General features: G+C 64.3%; 13 protein-coding genes and 2 pseudogenes. 6 read left to right on the top strand and 9 right to left on the bottom strand.

Annotated features, from left to right (window positions below; translation table 11 throughout):
* Positions 1-36: 36 nt before the first annotated feature.
* Positions 37-1,614: pseudogene (locus tag GNH96_RS06625) on the top strand (IS3 family transposase).
* Positions 1,615-1,617: 3 nt separating this feature from the next.
* Here the strand turns inward: GNH96_RS06625 and GNH96_RS06630 are convergent.
* Complete coding sequence (locus GNH96_RS06630; protein ID WP_169602953.1) at positions 1,618-1,821, bottom strand: hypothetical protein; 204 nt, start codon at positions 1,819-1,821, stop codon at positions 1,618-1,620.
* A gap of 178 nt (positions 1,822-1,999) precedes the next feature.
* On the opposite strand from GNH96_RS06630, the pseudogene GNH96_RS06635 reads away from it, so the two are divergent.
* Together GNH96_RS06635 and GNH96_RS06640 are read left to right on the top strand one after the other, a co-directional pair.
* Positions 2,000-3,173: pseudogene (locus GNH96_RS06635) on the top strand (IS3 family transposase); the annotation flags it as partial.
* A gap of 351 nt (positions 3,174-3,524) precedes the next feature.
* Positions 3,525-4,817, top strand: a complete 1,293-nt coding sequence (locus tag GNH96_RS06640; protein ID WP_169602954.1) for a dicarboxylate/amino acid:cation symporter — start codon at positions 3,525-3,527, stop codon at positions 4,815-4,817.
* Here the strand turns inward: GNH96_RS06640 and GNH96_RS06645 are convergent.
* Genes GNH96_RS06645 through GNH96_RS06655 form a run of 3 tightly spaced genes read right to left on the bottom strand, consistent with a single transcriptional unit; the run spans position 4,776 to position 7,701 of the window.
* Positions 4,776-6,461, bottom strand: a complete 1,686-nt coding sequence (locus tag GNH96_RS06645; protein WP_169602955.1) for an ABC1 kinase family protein — start codon at positions 6,459-6,461, stop codon at positions 4,776-4,778. The genes GNH96_RS06640 and GNH96_RS06645 overlap by 42 nt on opposite strands.
* Before the next feature lie 38 nt (positions 6,462-6,499).
* The gene (locus tag GNH96_RS06650) at positions 6,500-7,345 is read right to left on the bottom strand and encodes a RibD family protein (RefSeq protein WP_169602956.1); all 846 of its coding nucleotides are present in this window, start codon (positions 7,343-7,345) and stop codon (positions 6,500-6,502) included.
* Complete coding sequence (locus tag GNH96_RS06655; RefSeq protein ID WP_169602957.1) at positions 7,342-7,701, bottom strand: cupin domain-containing protein; 360 nt, start codon at positions 7,699-7,701, stop codon at positions 7,342-7,344. Before GNH96_RS06655 ends, GNH96_RS06650 begins: the two co-directional genes overlap by 4 nt.
* Before the next feature lie 84 nt (positions 7,702-7,785).
* Between GNH96_RS06655 and recQ the strand changes: the two genes are divergently transcribed.
* Positions 7,786-9,945 (top strand): DNA helicase RecQ, encoded by a 2,160-nt coding sequence (recQ, locus tag GNH96_RS06660; protein ID WP_169602958.1) that lies wholly within the window; start codon positions 7,786-7,788, stop codon positions 9,943-9,945.
* Between the two features lie 18 nt (positions 9,946-9,963).
* The gene (locus tag GNH96_RS06665; RefSeq protein ID WP_169602959.1) at positions 9,964-10,326 is read left to right on the top strand and encodes a (2Fe-2S) ferredoxin domain-containing protein; all 363 of its coding nucleotides are present in this window, start codon (positions 9,964-9,966) and stop codon (positions 10,324-10,326) included.
* Here the strand turns inward: GNH96_RS06665 and GNH96_RS06670 are convergent, their stop codons facing one another.
* From GNH96_RS06670 to mfd, 3 genes are all read right to left on the bottom strand, one after another.
* A complete protein-coding gene (locus GNH96_RS06670; RefSeq protein ID WP_169602960.1) occupies positions 10,327-10,629 on the bottom strand; it encodes a DUF3175 domain-containing protein in 303 nt (100 codons plus the stop codon).
* Positions 10,630-10,639: 10 nt separating this feature from the next.
* Complete coding sequence (locus GNH96_RS06675; RefSeq protein ID WP_169602961.1) at positions 10,640-11,287, bottom strand: riboflavin synthase subunit alpha; 648 nt, start codon at positions 11,285-11,287, stop codon at positions 10,640-10,642.
* 96 nt (positions 11,288-11,383) lie between these two features.
* Positions 11,384-14,863: a transcription-repair coupling factor gene (gene mfd / locus GNH96_RS06680; RefSeq protein WP_228720050.1), complete on the bottom strand. Its 3,480-nt coding sequence runs from the start codon at positions 14,861-14,863 to the stop codon at positions 11,384-11,386.
* Positions 14,864-15,220: 357 nt separating this feature from the next.
* On the opposite strand from mfd, the gene GNH96_RS06685 reads away from it, so the two are divergent.
* Complete coding sequence (locus tag GNH96_RS06685) at positions 15,221-15,580, top strand: H-NS histone family protein (RefSeq protein ID WP_228720051.1); 360 nt, start codon at positions 15,221-15,223, stop codon at positions 15,578-15,580.
* 65 nt (positions 15,581-15,645) lie between these two features.
* Here the strand turns inward: GNH96_RS06685 and GNH96_RS06690 are convergent, their stop codons facing one another.
* Both GNH96_RS06690 and GNH96_RS06695 read right to left on the bottom strand, forming a co-directional pair.
* Positions 15,646-16,533, bottom strand: coding sequence for a carbon-nitrogen hydrolase (locus tag GNH96_RS06690; RefSeq protein WP_169602962.1), 888 nt, complete (start codon positions 16,531-16,533; stop codon positions 15,646-15,648).
* Entirely contained in the window at positions 16,530-17,576 is a 1,047-nt protein-coding gene (locus GNH96_RS06695; protein ID WP_169602963.1) for an agmatine deiminase family protein, read from the bottom strand. Before GNH96_RS06695 ends, GNH96_RS06690 begins: the two co-directional genes overlap by 4 nt.
* Positions 17,577-17,901: the final 325 nt, after the last annotated feature.

Consider the following 17,901-nt stretch of genomic DNA (forward strand, 5'->3'; position numbering starts at 1 on the left):
TTCAGAACTGATGAACTTTAGAGGATAGAGAGCCAGATGAAAGCAACGTATTCTGAAGCCTTCAAAGAGCAAGCGCTCGCCAAGACATTGAATCGTGGAGACCGGTCGGTCCGGTCTTTAGCGCAAGAGTTAAACGTGAATTACTTTACCTTGAAGGGTTGGATGAACAAGGCTACAGACCAAGATCAGAGTCCCTCGTCAGTGCGGGAGAAACGCCCTCAGGATTGGCGCGTGGAAGAACGTTTGCTCGCACTGCATGAAAGCCATGGCCTGGAAGGCGAGGCGCTCAATGCCTGGTGTCGGGAAAAAGGCTTGTTTGCACATCACTTGGCGCAATGGCAGGCGGACTTTTGTCGTGCTGCCGGCGCGGTCGAAAGTCGTGAAGGCTCGCGGGAGCTCCGTACACTGAAGGAAGAAAACCAACGCCTCCAACGCGAATTGACGCGCAAGGAGAAAGCGTTGGCGGAAGCGGCGGCGCTGTGGGTGCTTCAAAAAAAGTACCGGGCGCTCTTGGGGGGAGAGGTCGAATGACCCCCCTCGAAGAGCGCCAGCAAGGGGTCGCACTGCTGTCGGAAGCCACGACGGCGGGCGCGCGCCAGGACGAAGCCTGCGCCGTGCTGGGGCTGAGTGCGCGCACCCTGCAACGCTGGCGGGAGGACGAAACGATCCGCAGCGACCAGCGCCCGTTACGGCCGTATGAGCCACCCCACAAGCTGACGGCCCAAGAGCGCGCCGAGCTGCTGGCGGTGGCGAATTCGGAGGAATTCGGCCATTTGCCGCCAAGCCAGATCGTGCCCCGGCGGGCGGATCAAGGCCGCTATCTCGCCTCGGAGTCGACCTTCTATCGCGTGCTGCGGGCGGAAAACCAGTTGGGGCACCGCCGCAGCGAACGCCCCGCAAAGACCACGAGAGCCAAGCCCCGTGCGGTCTGCGCCACGGCGTCGAACCAGGTCTACAGTGGGGACATCACCTACCTGCCGGCCGCCATCCGGGGGCAGTTCTTCTATCTCTACCTGTTCCTCGACCTGTTCAGCCGCAAGATCGTTGGCTGGCAGGTCTATGAAGAAGAAAACAGTGTCCTGGCCAGCGAGGTTTTGCGTGATCTCTGCCACCGCGAAGGCGTTCTGCCGGATCAGGTCATCCTGCATTCCGACAATGGCGGCCCCATGAAAGGCGCGACCATGCTGGCCACCCTGCAGGCGCTCGGCGTCATACCGTCATTCAGTCGCCCGGCGGTCAGCAACGACAACCCTGACTCGGAATCGCTGTTCAAGACCTTGAAATACCGCCCCGAATACCCGCTGCGGCCCTTTGCCGACCTGGCGGCGGCCAGGGCAGTGGGTAATGGGCTTGGTTCGCTGGTACAACCACGAACATCGCCACAGCGCCATCCGCTTCGTCACCCCGGCACAGCGCCATGCCGGCCAGGACACGGCGCTGCTGGATCAACGCAAGGCCGTCTACGAGGCCGCCCGAGCCCGGCATCCTCAGCGTTGGCGGGGACCCACCCGGAATTGGCAACGGATCCAGGTGGTTCATTTGAATCCGGATCAGACTGATGCGAAAGCAGGCGATCCAAGAGAGGGGAAAACCGAGGCCAAAAAAGCCGCTTGAGATTTAACCACCGAGGCGACAACTACCTTGACAATTTCCGGGATTGAGGCATTCCCGCGTGACGGCCAGCAGGTCATCCAGCGGCAACAGCAGGTGTTGCCGCAGGTAGATGACGATGGCCTCCTGCGCCGGGGTCAACGTGGTATGCAGCGTAGGCGGCCGGTGGGAGGCGTCTTCGACCGACGTCCGCCGGCGCCACTTCTGCACGGTGGCACGGGCGAGGCCCTACTGCCGGGCCAGGGCCCGCGAACCCTGGGTGGACTCCTGAAGTTCCCGCCGCACCGCAGGCGTCGTACGGGCACGGGGATGCAAACGAATCATCATCGGGACGCTCCCTTCTTCGAGGACGGACCAAACACTTCCCGGAGCAGGCTCCAGGCTTCGAATAGAGCCTAACTCCTTCGAGGAAGATGATCACTCGGGACGTAACAAGTACACCGCGGAGTTCAAGGAATCGGCGGTGAAGTTGGCCGTGGAGTCGAAGCGCCCGTTGCCCCAGACGGCGCGGGAGTTGGGGGTCGGCAAGGATACGTTGTACGGCTGGGTTCGGCGGTATCACGGCAAGCCTCAGGCCGGTCAGGAGTCGGTGCATTCCGAGCACCTTGACGAAGAGCTGAGGCGGCTGCGCCGAGAGGTATCGATCTTGAAAGAGGAGCGCGACATCTTAAAAAAAAAAAAGCAGCGGCGTACTTCGCGAAGCATGCCACGTGAAGTACGCCTTGATTCAAGAGCATGAGGCTGTGTTTTCGGTGAGCCGGATGTGTCGTGTGTTCGACGTCTCCCGGAGCGGGTTCTACGAATGGGTGAGCCGGCCCGAGAGTGCCCGCAAGCAAGCCGATCGGCAGTTGACAGAGGACCTCAAACAGATCTTCGAGGACAGTCGCCAAACCTACGGAACACGGCGTATCCAGGACGACTTGGACCCGCAGGGGCAGCGGGTCAGCCGTGCCCGGATCGGCCGTCTGATGCGCCAGGCAGGGCTGCGCTGCAAGACCCGGCGGCGGTTTCGGGCGACCACGAACTCGAACCATACCCTGCCGGTGGCGCCCAACCGTCTGGACCGGCAGTTCCAGGTCGCCGAGCAGGATCGCGTCTACGTCGGCGACATCACCTACGTGGCGACCGGCGAAGGTTGGCTCTACCTGGCGGTGTTTCTGGACCTATTCTCGCGCCAAGTGGTGGGGTGGGCCATGTCGGCCTGGATGACCGCCGACCTGGTCGTCGATGCCCTGCAGATGGCCCGCTGGCGTCGACGTCCTGGCAAGGGCTTACTGGTGCCTTCCGACCGCGGCAGCCCGTACGCATCAGGTCGCTTCCAGACGAGGCTGAAGGACCCTGGCTACCTCTGCAGCATGAGTCGCAACGGCAACGGCTGGGACAACGCTCCGGCCGAGAGCTTCTTTCCCACCCTCAAAACGGAGCTGATCCCTCATCGCCGTTTCGAGACCCGGGAGCAGGCCAAGCAAGAGATCTTCGAATACCTCGAAGTGTTTTATCACCGGCAGCGCAAGCATTCGACACTCGGTGATCGAACGCCTGCCGAGTTCGACCAACTGCACCGACAAAGCTGCATGATTTTGTGTCCGGAAAACTCTTGCCAGATCATTTCACGGTCGATCTCTCCCAGATGTTGTTATTCGGAATCCAATCATCCGCTCATTGGTTCCCGATCGGGGGAGGACCGCGGTATCGCCGAGGTGGCGGCAGATCGCCGGGGCGGAGAAACTGGAGAGGGTTCCTATTGTCATCCCGTCGGGCGGAACGGTCCATCTCGGGATGGAAAAAAACCGCTGCCCAAGCCGCCGCAAAGGAGAGCCGCCACCCTCCTTGTTGCGGCCCGCGGTCATGGCGACGGCTGAACGGCTCCGGCCGCTCGGGTATGCTTACCCCTTTTGGGCAGGGGATGGCGGATGGCGGGGCGGCACCTCTTCAAGGAACTCTACGTCCAGGTGATCCTGGCGGTCATCGTCGGCGTGGCGCTGGGTGCGGCTTGGCCGGAGCTGGGGGTGACGCTCAAGCCTTTGGGCGATGGCTTCGTCAAGCTCATCAAGATGATGATCGCGCCGATCGTGTTCGTGACGGTGACGCTGGGCATCGGCAAGGTCGGCGATCTGCGCAAGATCGGCAGTGTCGGGTTGAAGGCGTTGATCTACTTCGAGGTGCTGACGACCGTGGCGCTGGTGATCGGGCTGGTCGTGGTCAACCTCCTGCAGCCGGGGGCGGGCATCCACGCCGATCCCAAGACCCTGGACGCCGCGGCGATCGGCCAGTACGCCAGCGGCGCCAAGGCTCTGAACGGCGTCGATTTCGTGTTGAACATCATCCCCGCCAGCGCGGTCGACGCCTTCGCCAAGGGCGATATCCTGCAAGTGCTGCTGGTCTCGGTGCTGTTCGGCGTCGCCATGAGCAGGCAGGGCGAGCGCGGCACGCTGGTGCTGGATTTTCTGGAACGGGTGTCGGAAGCCTTGTTCGCCACCATCGGCCTCATCATGCGGGCGGCGCCGGTAGGCGCATTCGGGGCGATGGCGTTCACGATCGGCAAGTACGGGCCGGACACCCTGCTGTCGCTGGGCAAGCTGATGGGCGGGGTCTATCTGACCTGTGCGTCGTTCGTGGTCCTGGTGCTGGGGACGGTGGCGAGAGTTTCCGGCTTCAGCCTGTGGCGGCTGCTGAAGCTCATCAAGGAAGAACTATGGCTGGTGCTGGGCACTTCTTCATCGGAAGCCGCCTTGCCGCGGCTCATGGAAAAACTGGAGGCGGCGGGGTGCCCGCGTTCGATCGTCGGGCTGGTGGTGCCGACCGGCTATTCCTTCAACCTGGACGGAACGGCGATCTACCTGACGATGGCGGCGGTGTTCGTGGCCCAGGCGACGGACACGCCGCTGACCCTCGGGCACCAGCTCACCCTGCTGGCGGTGCTGCTGCTGACCTCCAAAGGCGCGGCGGCCGTGACCGGGGCCGGCTTCATCACCCTGGCGGCCACGCTGTCCTCGCTGGATGTGGTGCCGGTGGCGGGTCTGGCGCTGCTGCTCGGGGTGGACCGGTTCATGTCGGAGGCGCGGGCGATCACCAACCTGATCGGCAACGCCGTCGCCACGCTGGCCGTCACCCGCTGGGAGCGGGCGGCCGAAGACACGGGGAGCAGCGTCTGGACGCCGCGATCAGTGCTTGCCCCGGGTGCCGCGCCAGATCGCGACCAGTAGCCAGGACGCCATGGCGCTGGCGCCGACGTAGCCCAGCAGCCCGAACGCCGGCAGGCCCCATAGCGTCGGGCCGCCCTGCACGGTCATGACGATGGCCGAGGCGATGATCAGCGCCGAGGCAACCAGGCCGAGGCTGAGCCAGCCCAGCGCCCGCTCCACCTGCCAGCCCAGGTGATCGAGCCGGGCCAGGTCGATGTTGAGCTTGAGCGCGCCTTTCTGTACGGCGCGCGACACCCGCCGCAGCTCGGTCGGCAGGGTGGCGACCATGTCCATGGCGTGCAGGGCGTTGCGCCAGGCGCTGCGGGCGATCTTCTCGGGGTCGTAGCGCTCTTTCAGGCTTTTCTCGATGAAGGGGGCCGCCTGGGTGAAGATGTCGAAGTCCGGATCGTTCTGCTTGCCGATGCCGTCGAGGGTGATGAGCGCGCGGAACAAAAGGGTCAGATCCGGCGGCAATGCCAACCGGTGCTGCCGCATGAGCTGGGTCAGGTCGGTGAGCATCTGGGTGAGGCTCAGCTGCTTCAGCGTGGCGCCGTGATAGTCGTCGATCAGGTTGTCCATGTCCGCGATCAGCAGATCCGGATCGACGTTGACCGTGCCCGCCCAGTCCAGCAGGACGTCCGCCGCCGTCTGGGCGTCCCGGCCGACGATGGCGGACAGGAGATCGACCAGTTGGTGGCGGCGCAGTTCCGGCAGGCGGCCCACCATGCCGAAATCGAGGAAGGCGATGCGGTGGTCCGGCAGGTACAGCAGGTTGCCGTGATGCGGATCGGCGTGGAAGAAACCGTCCAGCAGGATCATCTTGAGCATCGCATCCGCGCCGACCTTGGCCAGCGTGCGCTGGTCCAGCCCGGCCGCGCGGACGGCGTCGAGATCCATGGCGTCGATGCCTTCGATGTAGTCCATGACACAGACCCGCTCCCGCACATAGTCCCAGTGAACCCGGGGAATGACGATCCTGGGATCGGTCCGGAAGTTCGCCGCCAGGCGATCGGTGTTGCGGCATTCGTTGACGAAATCCAGCTCGCGGTGGATCGAAAGCCCGAACTGGCGCACGATTTCGCTGGGGCGCAGGTAATCGAGCTCGGGGAATTCGAACTCGATCAGTTTCGCCAGCTTCGCCATCAATCGCAGGTCCGCATCGATGGTCTTGGTGATGCTGGGCCGGCGGATCTTGACCACGACGTCTTCGCCGCTGTGCAGCCTGGCGCGGTGCACCTGGGCGATCGAGGCCGCGGCGAGCGGCCGGGTATCGAAGGCCGCGAACAGCTTGTCCAGCGGCCCGCCCAGATCGCTTTCGAGTTGCGGCCGCAGAGCCTCGAAGGGGAGGGGGGGGACCCGCCGCTGGAGGTGGCTCAGTTCCTCGATCCATTCGGGCGGCAGCAGGTCGACGCGCGTCGACAGAATCTGCCCGAGCTTGATGAAGCTCGGTCCCATTTCCTCGAGGGCGCGGCGCATGCGGGCCGGCAGCGAGAGCTGCGCTTGTTCCTCCGCGTATTTCCAGTACAGCGATTTTCCGGCTTTTTCCAGCGCGTGATGGATGCCGAGCCGGTGCACGGCCTCGCCGAACCCGAACCGGATCAGGACCGAGGCGATCTCGTGCAAACGGGCGAAGTCGCGGAGCGTGTGGAAGGTTTCGACGAGCATGCGGCTTGACGCAGTGGTATCAATCGGGGCAGTGTAGCTTAAGCCGCGCCGGACAGGTTTTCGAACTGGGCGAACCACTGCCCGGTGTCGAGCGGTGAGGTCGGATCGTAGTACAGGGACAGCATTTTGAAATGGCCATGGGGGCCGAGTTCGGGCCCCGGCACCAGGGTGCGGAAGCCTTCGCCGCCGAGCAACTGGTGGGTGATGGTCTGGAACAGCCGCGACAGCCGGCCGTTGCGGACCATGGTGTCGAGCATGTGGGGACCGGCGATCAGGTAGATGGAGCGGTAGCCCAGCGCGTCGAGCTCGTCGACCAGGGCATCGCCTTGCGCCATGGCGCCGTCGCCGGTGAACAGAATGTCATAGCCTTCGTTTTCCCAATGGCGGACCCGGGCGGGATCGGCATGGCGGCCGGTGGCGATGAGGCAGCGCTGGCCGTGCTCGCGGATCGATGCAGGCATGGGAAAGTCCAGGCTGGCGCTGGCGACGACGATGTCCGGCTGGGGCTTGAGCCCCTGGTTCCGGCGCCAGGCAGCCAGATCGCGCGAGCGCTCCTCCAGGCCGATCTGAAGGATGTTGCCCAGCCGCTTTTCCTGCAGCGAACGCAGATAGCCGCCGTGGGTGATCAGGCAGTCGGCCTGGGCTTCGAGTTCGAGGAACAGCCGGAAATCGTCCGGCGTGGTCAACGATTTCGGCAAGAAGGTCTGGCCGCTGGCATCCTCCAGGGCGATGCGCCCGTCCAGGCTGGCGAGGAAATTGGCATACACGAACGGCCGGCCCGCGCTGCTCAACCGATGCAGGTTCAGGCTCAGATACAGGCCGTGCAGCGCGACTTCCTCGAATGGCGGGGGAAACAGGCGGTAGATGGATTTGCCACGGGTCATTCGGATTCCAGGGTTTCGGTACGGACCGGTTCGGGATAATGCAGGGCGAGCCAGACGGCTTCCGGCTGGGTCGAAGTCCATTCCACCCGGTGCCGGCAATGCGGCGGGATGCGCAGCCAGTCGCCGGGAGCCAGGCGCCGCGGTTCGGATTCCTGCTCGAAGCGCAGCGAGGCTTCGCCCTGCAACAGCACCACCCATTCGGTCAGCGGCTGGTCGTACCATGCGCTTTCCGGCGTGACGTGTCCGCGGGACACGATGCGTTCCAGCCGGAAGCCGTCGGTCTGTTCGAGGGTTTCGAACAGTTCGTCGGGCAGATCGGCGGGTATGGCGGAGTACAGGTTGTCGGTTTTCGGCATACCGGTGCTCTCGGGGACGTGGGGCGTCATTATCTCCCTTCGATGCTTTATAGTGGAGCCTTTTGGGTTTCCGGCTCCGTTTCCATGTCCGTCGATGCTGTCAGCCCGCTGAAAACGCTGCAAACGGTTTTCGGCTACGAGCGTTTCCGCGGCCTTCAGGCCGAGATCATCGGGCAGTTGCTGAGCGGGGGCGACGCCCTGGTGTTGATGCCCACCGGTGGCGGCAAGTCGCTGTGCTACCAGATTCCGGCGCTGCTGCGGCCGGGTACCGGGGTGGTGGTCTCGCCCCTGATCGCGCTGATGGAAGACCAGGTCGGCGCCCTGCTGCAATTGGGCGTGAAGGCCGCGTTCCTCAATTCCAGCCTGGATTTCGATACCCAGCGCCAGGTGGAGAGCCGATTCCTGGCGGGCGAGCTGGACCTGCTCTACGTGGCGCCGGAGCGCCTGTTGACCGAGCGTTTCCTAAGCGTGCTCGACCGGGTTCGCATCGCGCTGTTCGCCATCGACGAAGCCCATTGTGTCTCGCAATGGGGGCATGATTTCCGGGCCGATTACTGGCAGTTGTCGCTGCTGCACCAGCGCTTTCCGGCGGTCCCCCGCATCGCCTTGACCGCGACCGCCGACGAGCGGACCCGCCGGGAGATCATCGAACGGCTGGGACTGGACGAGGCCCGGGTTTTCCTCGGCGGTTTCGACCGGCCCAACATCCGCTACGCCATCGGCCAGAAGTCCAACGCCCGCCAACAGTTGCTGGACTTCATCCGGCGCGAGCACGAGGGCGACGCCGGCATCGTCTACTGCCTGTCGCGCAAGAAGGTCGAAGAAACCGCCGCTTGGCTCTGCGGCAAGGGCCTCAAGGCCTTGCCCTACCATGCGGGCCTTTCGGCCGAAACCCGCCAGCACAACCAGCGCCGCTTCCTGCTCGAGGAAGGGCTGATCGTGGTGGCGACCATCGCCTTCGGCATGGGCATCGACAAGCCCAACGTGCGCTTCGTGGCGCATCTGGACCTGCCGAAGAGCCTGGAGGCGTATTACCAGGAAACCGGGCGCGCCGGCCGCGACGGGCTGCCCGCCAATGCCTGGATGGTGTACGGGCTGCAGGACGTCATCACCCTGCGCAGCATGGTCGAATCCTCCGACGCCGACGAACTGCACAAGCGGGTGGAGCGCCACAAGCTCGAGGCCATGCTGGGGTTCTGCGAGCTGACGTCCTGCCGCCGCCAGACCCTGCTGCACTATTTCGGCGACCGGCTGGAACAGCCTTGCGGCAACTGCGACAACTGCCTCAACCCGGTGCAGACCTGGGATGCGACCGAGGCCGCGCGCAAGGCCTTGTCCTGCGTCTATCGCAGCGGCCAGCGCTTCGGCGCCCATTACGTCATCGACCTGCTGCTCGGCAAGACCTCCGAACGCGTCCGCGGCTTCGGCCACGACCGGCTCAGCACCTTCGGCATCGGCCGGGAGCTGGACGACAAGCAATGGCTCTCGGTGTTCCGCCAACTGGTCACCCAGGGTTTTCTCGTGGTCGACTGGGAAGCCCACGGCGCCCTGCGGCTGAGCCCTGCCAGCCGCCCCCTGCTCAAGGGCGAACAGACCCTGTTCCTGCGCAAGGACCCAGAAACCAGGAAGACTGCCGCGTCCGCCCGCGACACACGGCGCGGCGCGATCCGCTTTTCCGATCCTCAAGACGAAAACCTGTTCCAGGCCCTGCGCGGCCTGCGCCGTCAACTGGCCGACGAACAGGGCGTCCCGCCTTATGTCATCCTGCACGACGCGGTGCTGATGGAAATGGTCCAGCGCCGCCCGGAAACTCACGTCCAGTTGGCGCGAATCCCCGGTATCGGCGAGCGCAAGCTGGCGCTGTACGGCGACGAATTCCTGGAACTGATCCGCGAGCATTCCGGCCAGCGCGGCGGCGGGGACATCGCGGGGCAGACCACGGCGGAGGAAAGCCTGGCGCTGTTCCGGCTCGGCCTCGGCGTCGAGCAGATCGCCGCGCGGCGTGAACTCAAGCCTTCCACCGTCTATGCCCATCTGGCCCAGGCCGTGGCCCGGGGCGCCGTGGATGCGCTGGATGTGACTGGGCTTTCGGACGAGGAGGCCGCGCGGATCGAAAGCGTGTGGAGGAACCTGCCCCAGGACCGGCCGGCCGCCATCAAGCCCCTGTTCGAGGCGCTGGAAGGGCGCTACGACTATGGCGTGTTGCGTTGCCTGCTGGTTTCCTGGGGCGCATTGTCAAACTGAAGCGAAGACGGAGGAACCATGGAAGCACTGAGAAACGTCGTGGCCCAGCTCGGGCTGAACGACATCGAACGACATATCTTTCTGTGTGCTGGCGCGACCAAGCCCAAGTGCTGCGGCAGGGAGGAAAGCCTGGAGTCCTGGGAGTACCTCAAGCGCCGTCTCGAGGAACTCGGCCTGACCAAGCGCGGCGTATTCCGCACCAAGGCGGACTGCCTCCGCGTCTGCGCCCAGGGCCCCATCGCCGTGGTCTATCCCGAGGGCGTGTGGTATCGCGACTGCACCCCGGAAGTGCTGGAGCGGATCATCCAGGAACATCTGATCGGCGGCACGCCGGTGGCGGAATACGTGATCGCCTCCCGCCGCGGCGTGGCCACGGATTGATCACGGCGGCGGGCGTCGGCGCGGCCTGCCGTAGAGCGCCCGCAGCTCGTCCTTCGCCGCCTCCAGGCAGGCCCGCTGCGATTCGGAAAGCTGGCTGCCGGCACGGTTGATGTAGAAATTCAGCATCGACATCGCCGACTGGAACGGCCCGGCCTTGCGGCGCCTGCTGGATTCGGCGGAGCGCCGCAGCGACAGCGCGATCCGGCGCGGATCGTCCCAGGTGAACACGCCCGGCTCCAGGTCCAGCGCATTGCTGGTCTCGGTGACGCGCTGGGACCAGCGTTGGCGGTCATCCGGTGCCATGGGCTACACCTCATTTCTCGGCCTGACGATCCTCCCGGCCCGCCAGCGCGGCGCTGATCGTCCGCGTCACCACGTCCACCAGCACCTGGGTCTGGTGCTCCACTTCGATGTTCACCCGGTCGCCGGTGCGGTAGCGGCGGAAGCAGGTGTTGCGGAGGGTTTCGGGAATCAGGTTGATCCGGAACCGGCCGCGCTCGGGATCGGCTTCCGCCACCGTGAGGCTGGCGCCGTCCACCGCCAGGAAGCCGCGCAGGAAGATGTAGCGTGCCCACTGCGGGTCCACCTGGAATTCGATGTGATGGTTGCCGGGGCTTTCCAGTTCGATCGAAGTAATCACGCCGGTGGTGGAGACGTGGCCCGAGACATGATGCCCGCCGACCTCGTCGCCCAGGCGGGCCGAGCGCTCCAGGTTGACTTCGTCGCCGGCGCGGCGGTCGCCGAGATTGGTCAGCGCCAGCGTGCCGGCGATGGCATCGAAGTCGATCTCATTGCCGGCGATCCGCACCACGGTGAGACAGACGCCGTCGATCGCCACGCTGGCGCCGGTTTCCAGGCCGCCGAGCAGGTCGTCCGGAAAGCGGATGCGAAAGCGGGTGCCGGTGTCTTGCGGGTCGGCGGCAATGATCCGGCCGCGGCCTCGGATGATTCCGGTAAACATGGTGGACAGGTCCTCCGTTCAAAGTAAGAGTTCCAAGCCGCCCGGTGGTCCAGCGTGCCGGCTTCCACGAGGTGTGGCTCTTCCGGTCTCGGCAGCTCATTTGGCCGCCAGTCTTCCCAGCAGGGCCTCCACGAACTGGATGCGTTCCGCCGGGGTGGGGAGCTTGGCGATGAACCGCAGCTTGTCCGGGCCGTCCAGCTTGTAGGTGGCTGCCTCCTTCTGGATCAGCAGGATGATCGCGGCCGGGTCGATGTTGGGCTGGGCCTCGAAAATCAGCCGCCCGCCGCTGGCGCCCGCTTCGATCTTGGCGATGCCCAGCTTGGCGGCCTCGTTCTTCAGCGTGCTGATCGCGAACAAGTGCTTGGTCGCGTCCGGCAACAGGCCGAAACGGTCGATCATCTCGATCTGCAGCTCGCGCAGCTCATCGTCATTGCGGGCATTGGCGATGCGCTTGTACAGCACCAGGCGGGTGTGCACGTCGGGCAGGTATTCCTCCGGAATCAGGGCGGCGCACTGCAGGTCGACCTCGGTCCCGCCGAGATGATCGGTCTCCAGCTCCGGCTGCCTGCCCGATTTCAGCGCGTTGACGGCGCGCTCCAGCAACTCCGTATATAAGGTAAAGCCGATTTCCTGGATCTGGCCGCTCTGGTCCTCGCCCAGCAGTTCGCCGGCGCCGCGTATCTCCAGGTCCTGCGAGGATAGCAGGAAGCCGGCGCCGAGTTCGCCCGCCGCCTCGATCGCATCCAGGCGCTTCACCGCATCGGCGGTCATGGCCTTTTTCGGCGGCACCAGCAAATAGGCGTAGGCGCGGTGGTGGGAGCGTCCGACCCGTCCGCGCAGCTGGTGGAGCTGAGCCAGGCCGAAGGTGTCGGCGCGGTCGATCAGGATGGTGTTGGCGCTGGGCACGTCGATGCCGCTTTCCACGATGGTGGTGCAAAGCAGCACGTTGAAGCGCTGGTGGTAGAAGTCCAGCATGATGTTTTCCAGCTCGCGCTCCGGCATCTGGCCGTGGGCGATGCGGATGCGCACGCCGGGCACCAGTTTCTCCAGCCGCTCCGCCAGCTTGGGTTGGGTCTCGATCTTGTTGTGCACGAAATAAACCTGGCCGCCGCGCTTGATCTCGCGGTGGAGGGCCTCCTGCACCAGGGCGTCGTCCCATTCGGTGACGAAGGTGCGGATGACGTGGCGGTGCGGCGGGGGGGTGGCGATGATGGAAATCTCGCGCAGGCCGGTCAGCGCCATGTCCAGGGTGCGTGGAATGGGCGTGGCCGTCAGCGCCAGGCAGTCCACTTCGCTGCGCAGTTTCTTGAAATGCTCCTTGTGGGCGACCCCGAAGCGGTGCTCCTCGTCGATGATGACCAGCCCCAGATCCTTGAAGCGGATGTCCTTCTGCAGCAACCGGTGGGTGCCGATGATGATGTCGACCTTGCCATCGCCGATGTCCGCGATGGCCTGGGTCTGGTCCTTCTTGGAGACGAAGCGCGACAGCACTTCGATCCGCATCGGCCAGTCGGCGAAGCGATCGCAGAAGTTCTTGTAGTGCTGCTGGGCCAGCAGCGTCGTCGGCACCAGCACGGCGACCTGGCGGCCGTTCTGGGCGGCGATGAAGGCGGCCCGCATGGCGACCTCGGTCTTGCCGAAGCCGACGTCGCCGCAAATCACCCGGTCCATCGGACGGGCGGCGGCGAGGTCGCGGATGACGTCCTGGATCGCGGTTTCCTGGTCGGGCGTTTCCTCGAACGGGAACTGGGCGGCAAAGCCTAGGTATTCTTCGGTCAGGGTGGCGAAGCTCTTGCGGCTCGCCGCGGCCCGCTTGGCGTGGATGTCGAGCAATTCGGCGGCGACGTCACGGACTTGCTCCAGCGCCTTGCGGCGCGCCTTGGCCCATTGCTCGCTGCCCAGGCGGTGCAGCGGCGCATGCTCCGGGTCCGCGCCGGCGTAGCGGCTGACCATCCCCAGCGCCGAAACCGGCACGTAGAGCTTGTCGTCGTTGGCATAGCGCAGGGTCAGGAACTCCGATTCCACGCCGCCGGTTTCGATCCGCTGCAGGCCGAGATAGCGGCCGACGCCGTGTTCGCGGTGCACCACCGGCGCGCCGATTTCCAGTTCCTCCAGGTTGCGCAGGAATTGGCCGATATCTTTGGCGTGCGTGCGCTGCCGGCGCCGGCGCTGCTGGGCCTTGTCGCCGGAAAGCTGGGCCTCGGTCACGATCGCCAGCGGCGGCTGGGAAATGACCAGCCCATGATCCAGAGCGGCCACCGTCAGGCACAGCGGGTCGTCGGCGGCGAGAAATTCCCGCCAACCGTCGACGATCCTGGGCCGGATCCGGAATTTCGCGAGATTGGCGGCCAGGGTTTCGCGATGGCCGGCGGATTCCGCCACCAGGAGGATTTTCCCGGCGAATCCCTCGATGAAGCGCTGGAGTGGTTCGTAGGGCGGCTGGGTCTTGCTGTCGGGACTCAAGGGGGGGGGCGGGGTGCAGTCGAACGCCACGGCGGCGATGCCGCCGGACGCGGCATCGGCCGGCGGGATGGCGATCCGAGCGAAGGTCGCCAGGGTGGATGCGAGCGCCGGTGGTTCCAGAAACAGCCGGGCAGGGGGCAGCGGCGGCCGGTCGACATTGTGGAGGCGCTGGTCGTGGCGGCCGACGGCTTCGGCGTAGTAGGCCGAGGCGGCTTGCTCGACGTCGCCGTGCAGTATCAGGGTCGTATCGGCCGGCAGGTAATCGAACAGCGTATCCATCCGTTCCACGAACAGGGGTATGTAGTATTCGATGCCGCCGGCGGCGATTCCCTTGCTGACATCCTGGTACAAGGCGCTGTGACTCACGGCGTCGGGAAATTCGGCACGGAAATTCCGCCGGAACCGTTTGATCGCCGCGTCGTCGAAAGGAAATTCACGGGCGGGAAAAAGTTCTATCCCTGACACTTTTTCGATCGAGCGCTGGCTTTCCGTATCGAAGGAACGGATCGTTTCGACCTCGTCGTCGAACAGTTCGATGCGGTAAGGCACCTCGCTTCCCATCGGGTAAAGGTCAAGTATCGAACCCCGGATCGCGAACTCGCCGTGCTGGTATACCTGCGATACGCACTGATAGCCGACGCTTTCCAGGGTCTGCCGGGTCTGGTCGATATTCAGGGCGCTGCCGGCGCGTATGGAAAACGTATTGGCCAGGGTGTGGGTCCGCGGGGCCACGCGATGCATCAGGGTGGAAACCGGCGTGATGAGCAGGCCGTGCTGCGTCCTGGATAAGTCGAAGAATGTCCGCAGCCTTTGCGAGGTGATTTCCGGCAGAGGGGAAAAAACGTCGTACGGTAGGATTTCCCAGTCGGGGAACGGAAGTATCGGTATGTCCGTGCCTAGAAACGTCCTCACTTCCTGTTCGATGCGCAAGGCGCCTTGCGCATCGGCGGTAACGACCAGAAACAAGCCCGGCGATGCCTCGAAGGCTGAAGCGATCGCGAGCGAATCGCCGCAGCCATGCAGACCGCTCCAGCAGACGGCCCGATGGTGCAGGGCGGGTAACACCGGTTTCAACAGCGAGGACAGGGAGGGAGGAGGGACGTGTGGTTTCATGCTAGGGGGTTATCGGACGTCTACGACGATATGTCCGCGAAAAAAAAGGCGTATTTTATGGGCTCGGTGTCCTAGAACGCGAGCCTGGGCGCGCGGAAAAGTTTCTGGATTCGAAGCAAGCGCGCGACGATGTCAAATCGGGTTTCTCGGGCCGGTCCGAATTGCCTCCAGTCCCGGGAGGTCGACGGTGCGTTTCGGCTTGGTTCGGCAGCCAGTGTAACTAAACGGCGCCAGGGCCAAAAAGTCGACCTCCAAGGCGGGAATTCGCCCTTCTCGAAGAGGATGGGCTGGCACATATTGTATTGTGTTCTCCGATTTATGTATTATATCGAGGGTGTCAACAATATAGTTTAAGACTTGCTCAGAGAGGTGTTGTCAATGTCACATGATTTTTCGGGTTATACGGTACAGGAATTACAGTCGCTGATCGATGCGGCGACTAAGGCGCTCAAGGACAAACAGGAATCGGAGCGGCGCGAATATCTTCGCCAGATGAATGAACTGGCCTCCAAGGCCGGCGTCAAGTTCCAGATCGTCGAAGACGTTTCGAAAAGTGCAGCCGCGCCGAGTTCCCGCCGGGGCGCCAAAGTGCCCGCAAAATACCAGAACCCGCATAATGCCGCGGAAAAGTGGAGCGGCCGCGGCGTGAAACCGCGTTGGCTGCAGGCTTTGCTCGCGCAAGGCCACGATATCAAGGAATTCGAGATCAAATCCTGATCCCGCTGGCGAAAAGCCGGGGCGAGCGTCGTGCTTGCCCCGGCTTTTTTATGGACCGAGGATGGTTAATCGAGATAGCGCCGCAATAATCCTTCATAACTGTCGATACGGCGATCCCGCAGGAAGGGCCAGATGCGGCGGACGTCTTCGGAGCGTTTGCGGTCGACTTCCACCATCAACAATTCCGCGTCCGCCGAGCTTCCCCGACAGATGAATTCGCCCTGAGGGCCCGCCGCAAAGCTGTTGCCCCAGAACAGGATGCCCGGTGTCTGGCCGCTGGGATCGGGTTCGCTGCCGATGCGGTTGCAGGCAGCCACCGTCAGTCCGTTGGCCACGGCATGGCCCCGCTGCACAGTCACCCAGGCTTCGAGCTGGCGCGCCCGCTCTGCCTCGTCGTCGGCGGGATTCCAGCCGATGGCGGTGGGGTACAGCAAGAGGTCTGCGCCGGCCAGCGCCATCAGACGCGCGGCTTCCGGATACCATTGATCCCAGCAGACCAGTACTCCCAGCCGTCCGATCGAGGTGTCGATTGGCCGAAAGCCGAGATCGCCCGGCGTGAAATAAAATTTCTCGTAGTAGCCGGGGTCGTCCGGTATGTGCATCTTCCGGTATTTGCCGGCCAGGCTGCCGTCGCTGTCCAGCACCACCGCTGTGTTGTGATAGAGGCCGGGCGCCCGCCGCTCGAACAGCGAGGCGACGACCACGATATTCAGCGCCCGCGCCACGGACGCCAGTTCGGCGGTGGTGGGGCCCGGTATGGCTTCCGCGCCGTCGAAGCAGCCGCAGTCCTCGGTCTGGCAGAAATAGGGGCCAAGGTGCAGTTCCGGCAGCATCACCAGATCGGCGCCCTGAGCCTTGGCGCTGCGGATGGCTTCCACGGACTCGGCCAGATTCTGTGTCCGGCCACCGTTGCAGGCTTGCTGTACCAGCGCCAGCTTGAAGGTGGATTTCATGCCCGGGTGACTCCTGCGGCTTCGGGAAATTGCATGCTCATGCAGTGCAGGCTGCCGTATTGGCGGATGAGCGGCGTGCAGCGGATCGGGACGATTTCGCGATCCGGAAAACACGGCGCGAGGCGTTCGAGGGCGAGCGCATCCGCCGGGTCGGCGTAGACGGGGACCAAGACGGCGCCGTTGATGATCAGGAAATTGGCGTAGGTGGCGGGCAGGCGCAGCCCCTCCTCGTCGCGGATCGGTTTCGGAATCGGTAGCGGCACCAGGGTGTAGGGCCGGCCGTCACGCTGCGTCATGGCCTGGAGTTGCCGCTCCATCGCCTTGAGCGGCGAATAGTGCGGATCGGATTCGTCGTCGCAGGCGGTATAGGCGATGGTGTGTTCCGAGCAGAACCTCGCCAGGGTGTCGACGTGGGCGTCGGTGTCGTCGCCTTCAGCCTTGCCGTGATCCAGCCACAGTATCCGGTCGGCCCCCAGCGTCTCGGCCAGGCGGGCCTCGATGTCGGTGCGGCTGCAATCCGGATTGCGGTTGGGGTTGAGCAGGCAATGGCTGGTCGTGAGCAGGGTGCCGAGTCCATCGGTCTCGATACTGCCGCCTTCCAGCACGAAATCTACCGCGACCCGCGGCGTGTGGCCAAAAATGCCGCTCGCAACGAGGCGGGCAGCCAGTGCCGCATCGTCGGCGCATTCGTATTTCCCACCCCAGCCGTTGAAGCGGAAATCCAGCAATTCCACACGACCGTCATTCTGACGGCTCAAAGGGGCGGTATCGCGCACCCAGATGTCGTTGTACGGGATTCGGATGAAAACGGTCCGGTCGGGGTCCGCCGCGGTATTTGCCAGGATTTCGCCGATATGCTGTTCATGGCTCTGGTCCTGGCAGGCGACCAAGAGGGTTTCGCGCGTGCTGACGGCCTCGGCGATGGCGGCATAGGTTTGTTCCACTTCGTCCAGCCAGGGGGCGAAATCGCCGTTGCGGGGCGGCCAGGCGATCAGCACGGCGGACTGTTTTTCCCATTCGGGAAGGAATCGTAGGGAAGTCACGTAAGTCGGAAATAGGGGACTGAACGGCTTACGCCGTGGATTTTTCGGAAACGGATGTCGGGACGAAGCGGCCGCGATCCATACGGTCGCGGCTTTCCAGCCTTGGCGTCGCGCGGTCGGAATCAGAAAAGGACAAGGCCCGGAGCGATCAGTGCGGCTGCGACGACCACTTTCCTGGGTAGGGTCCCGGTAGCGCAGCTTTTCAGTATTTCCACGGTTTCCTGGAGATTCTCCTTGAGTGACCGTGTCGGTTTCGTCTCTTGCGTCGCTTCAGTCATGGGGGCTCCTGGTCGGTGTACGGGTGATCGGGTCGGCTAACCGACGT

Source organism: Methylococcus geothermalis (assembly GCF_012769535.1).
Classification (GTDB): Bacteria; Pseudomonadota; Gammaproteobacteria; order Methylococcales; family Methylococcaceae; genus Methylococcus; species Methylococcus geothermalis.

What these genes read in the sequence shown, in the direction of transcription:
- GNH96_RS06670 (WP_169602960.1), bottom strand. Translation starts at nt 10,629, where the DNA reads ATGGCACCGGATGACCGCCAACGCTGGTCCCAGCGCGTCACCGAGACC.
- GNH96_RS06645 (WP_169602955.1), bottom strand. Translation starts at nt 6,461, where the DNA reads ATGCTCGTCGAAACCTTCCACACGCTCCGCGACTTCGCCCGTTTGCAC.
- GNH96_RS06640 (WP_169602954.1), top strand. Translation starts at nt 3,525, where the DNA reads ATGGCGGGGCGGCACCTCTTCAAGGAACTCTACGTCCAGGTGATCCTG.
- GNH96_RS06665 (WP_169602959.1), top strand. Translation starts at nt 9,964, where the DNA reads ATGGAAGCACTGAGAAACGTCGTGGCCCAGCTCGGGCTGAACGACATC.
- recQ (WP_169602958.1), top strand. Translation starts at nt 7,786, where the DNA reads ATGTCCGTCGATGCTGTCAGCCCGCTGAAAACGCTGCAAACGGTTTTC.
- GNH96_RS06655 (WP_169602957.1), bottom strand. Translation starts at nt 7,701, where the DNA reads ATGCCGAAAACCGACAACCTGTACTCCGCCATACCCGCCGATCTGCCC.
- GNH96_RS06650 (WP_169602956.1), bottom strand. Translation starts at nt 7,345, where the DNA reads ATGACCCGTGGCAAATCCATCTACCGCCTGTTTCCCCCGCCATTCGAG.
- mfd (WP_228720050.1), bottom strand. Translation starts at nt 14,863, where the DNA reads ATGAAACCACACGTCCCTCCTCCCTCCCTGTCCTCGCTGTTGAAACCG.
- GNH96_RS06675 (WP_169602961.1), bottom strand. Translation starts at nt 11,287, where the DNA reads ATGTTTACCGGAATCATCCGAGGCCGCGGCCGGATCATTGCCGCCGAC.
- GNH96_RS06690 (WP_169602962.1), bottom strand. Translation starts at nt 16,533, where the DNA reads ATGAAATCCACCTTCAAGCTGGCGCTGGTACAGCAAGCCTGCAACGGT.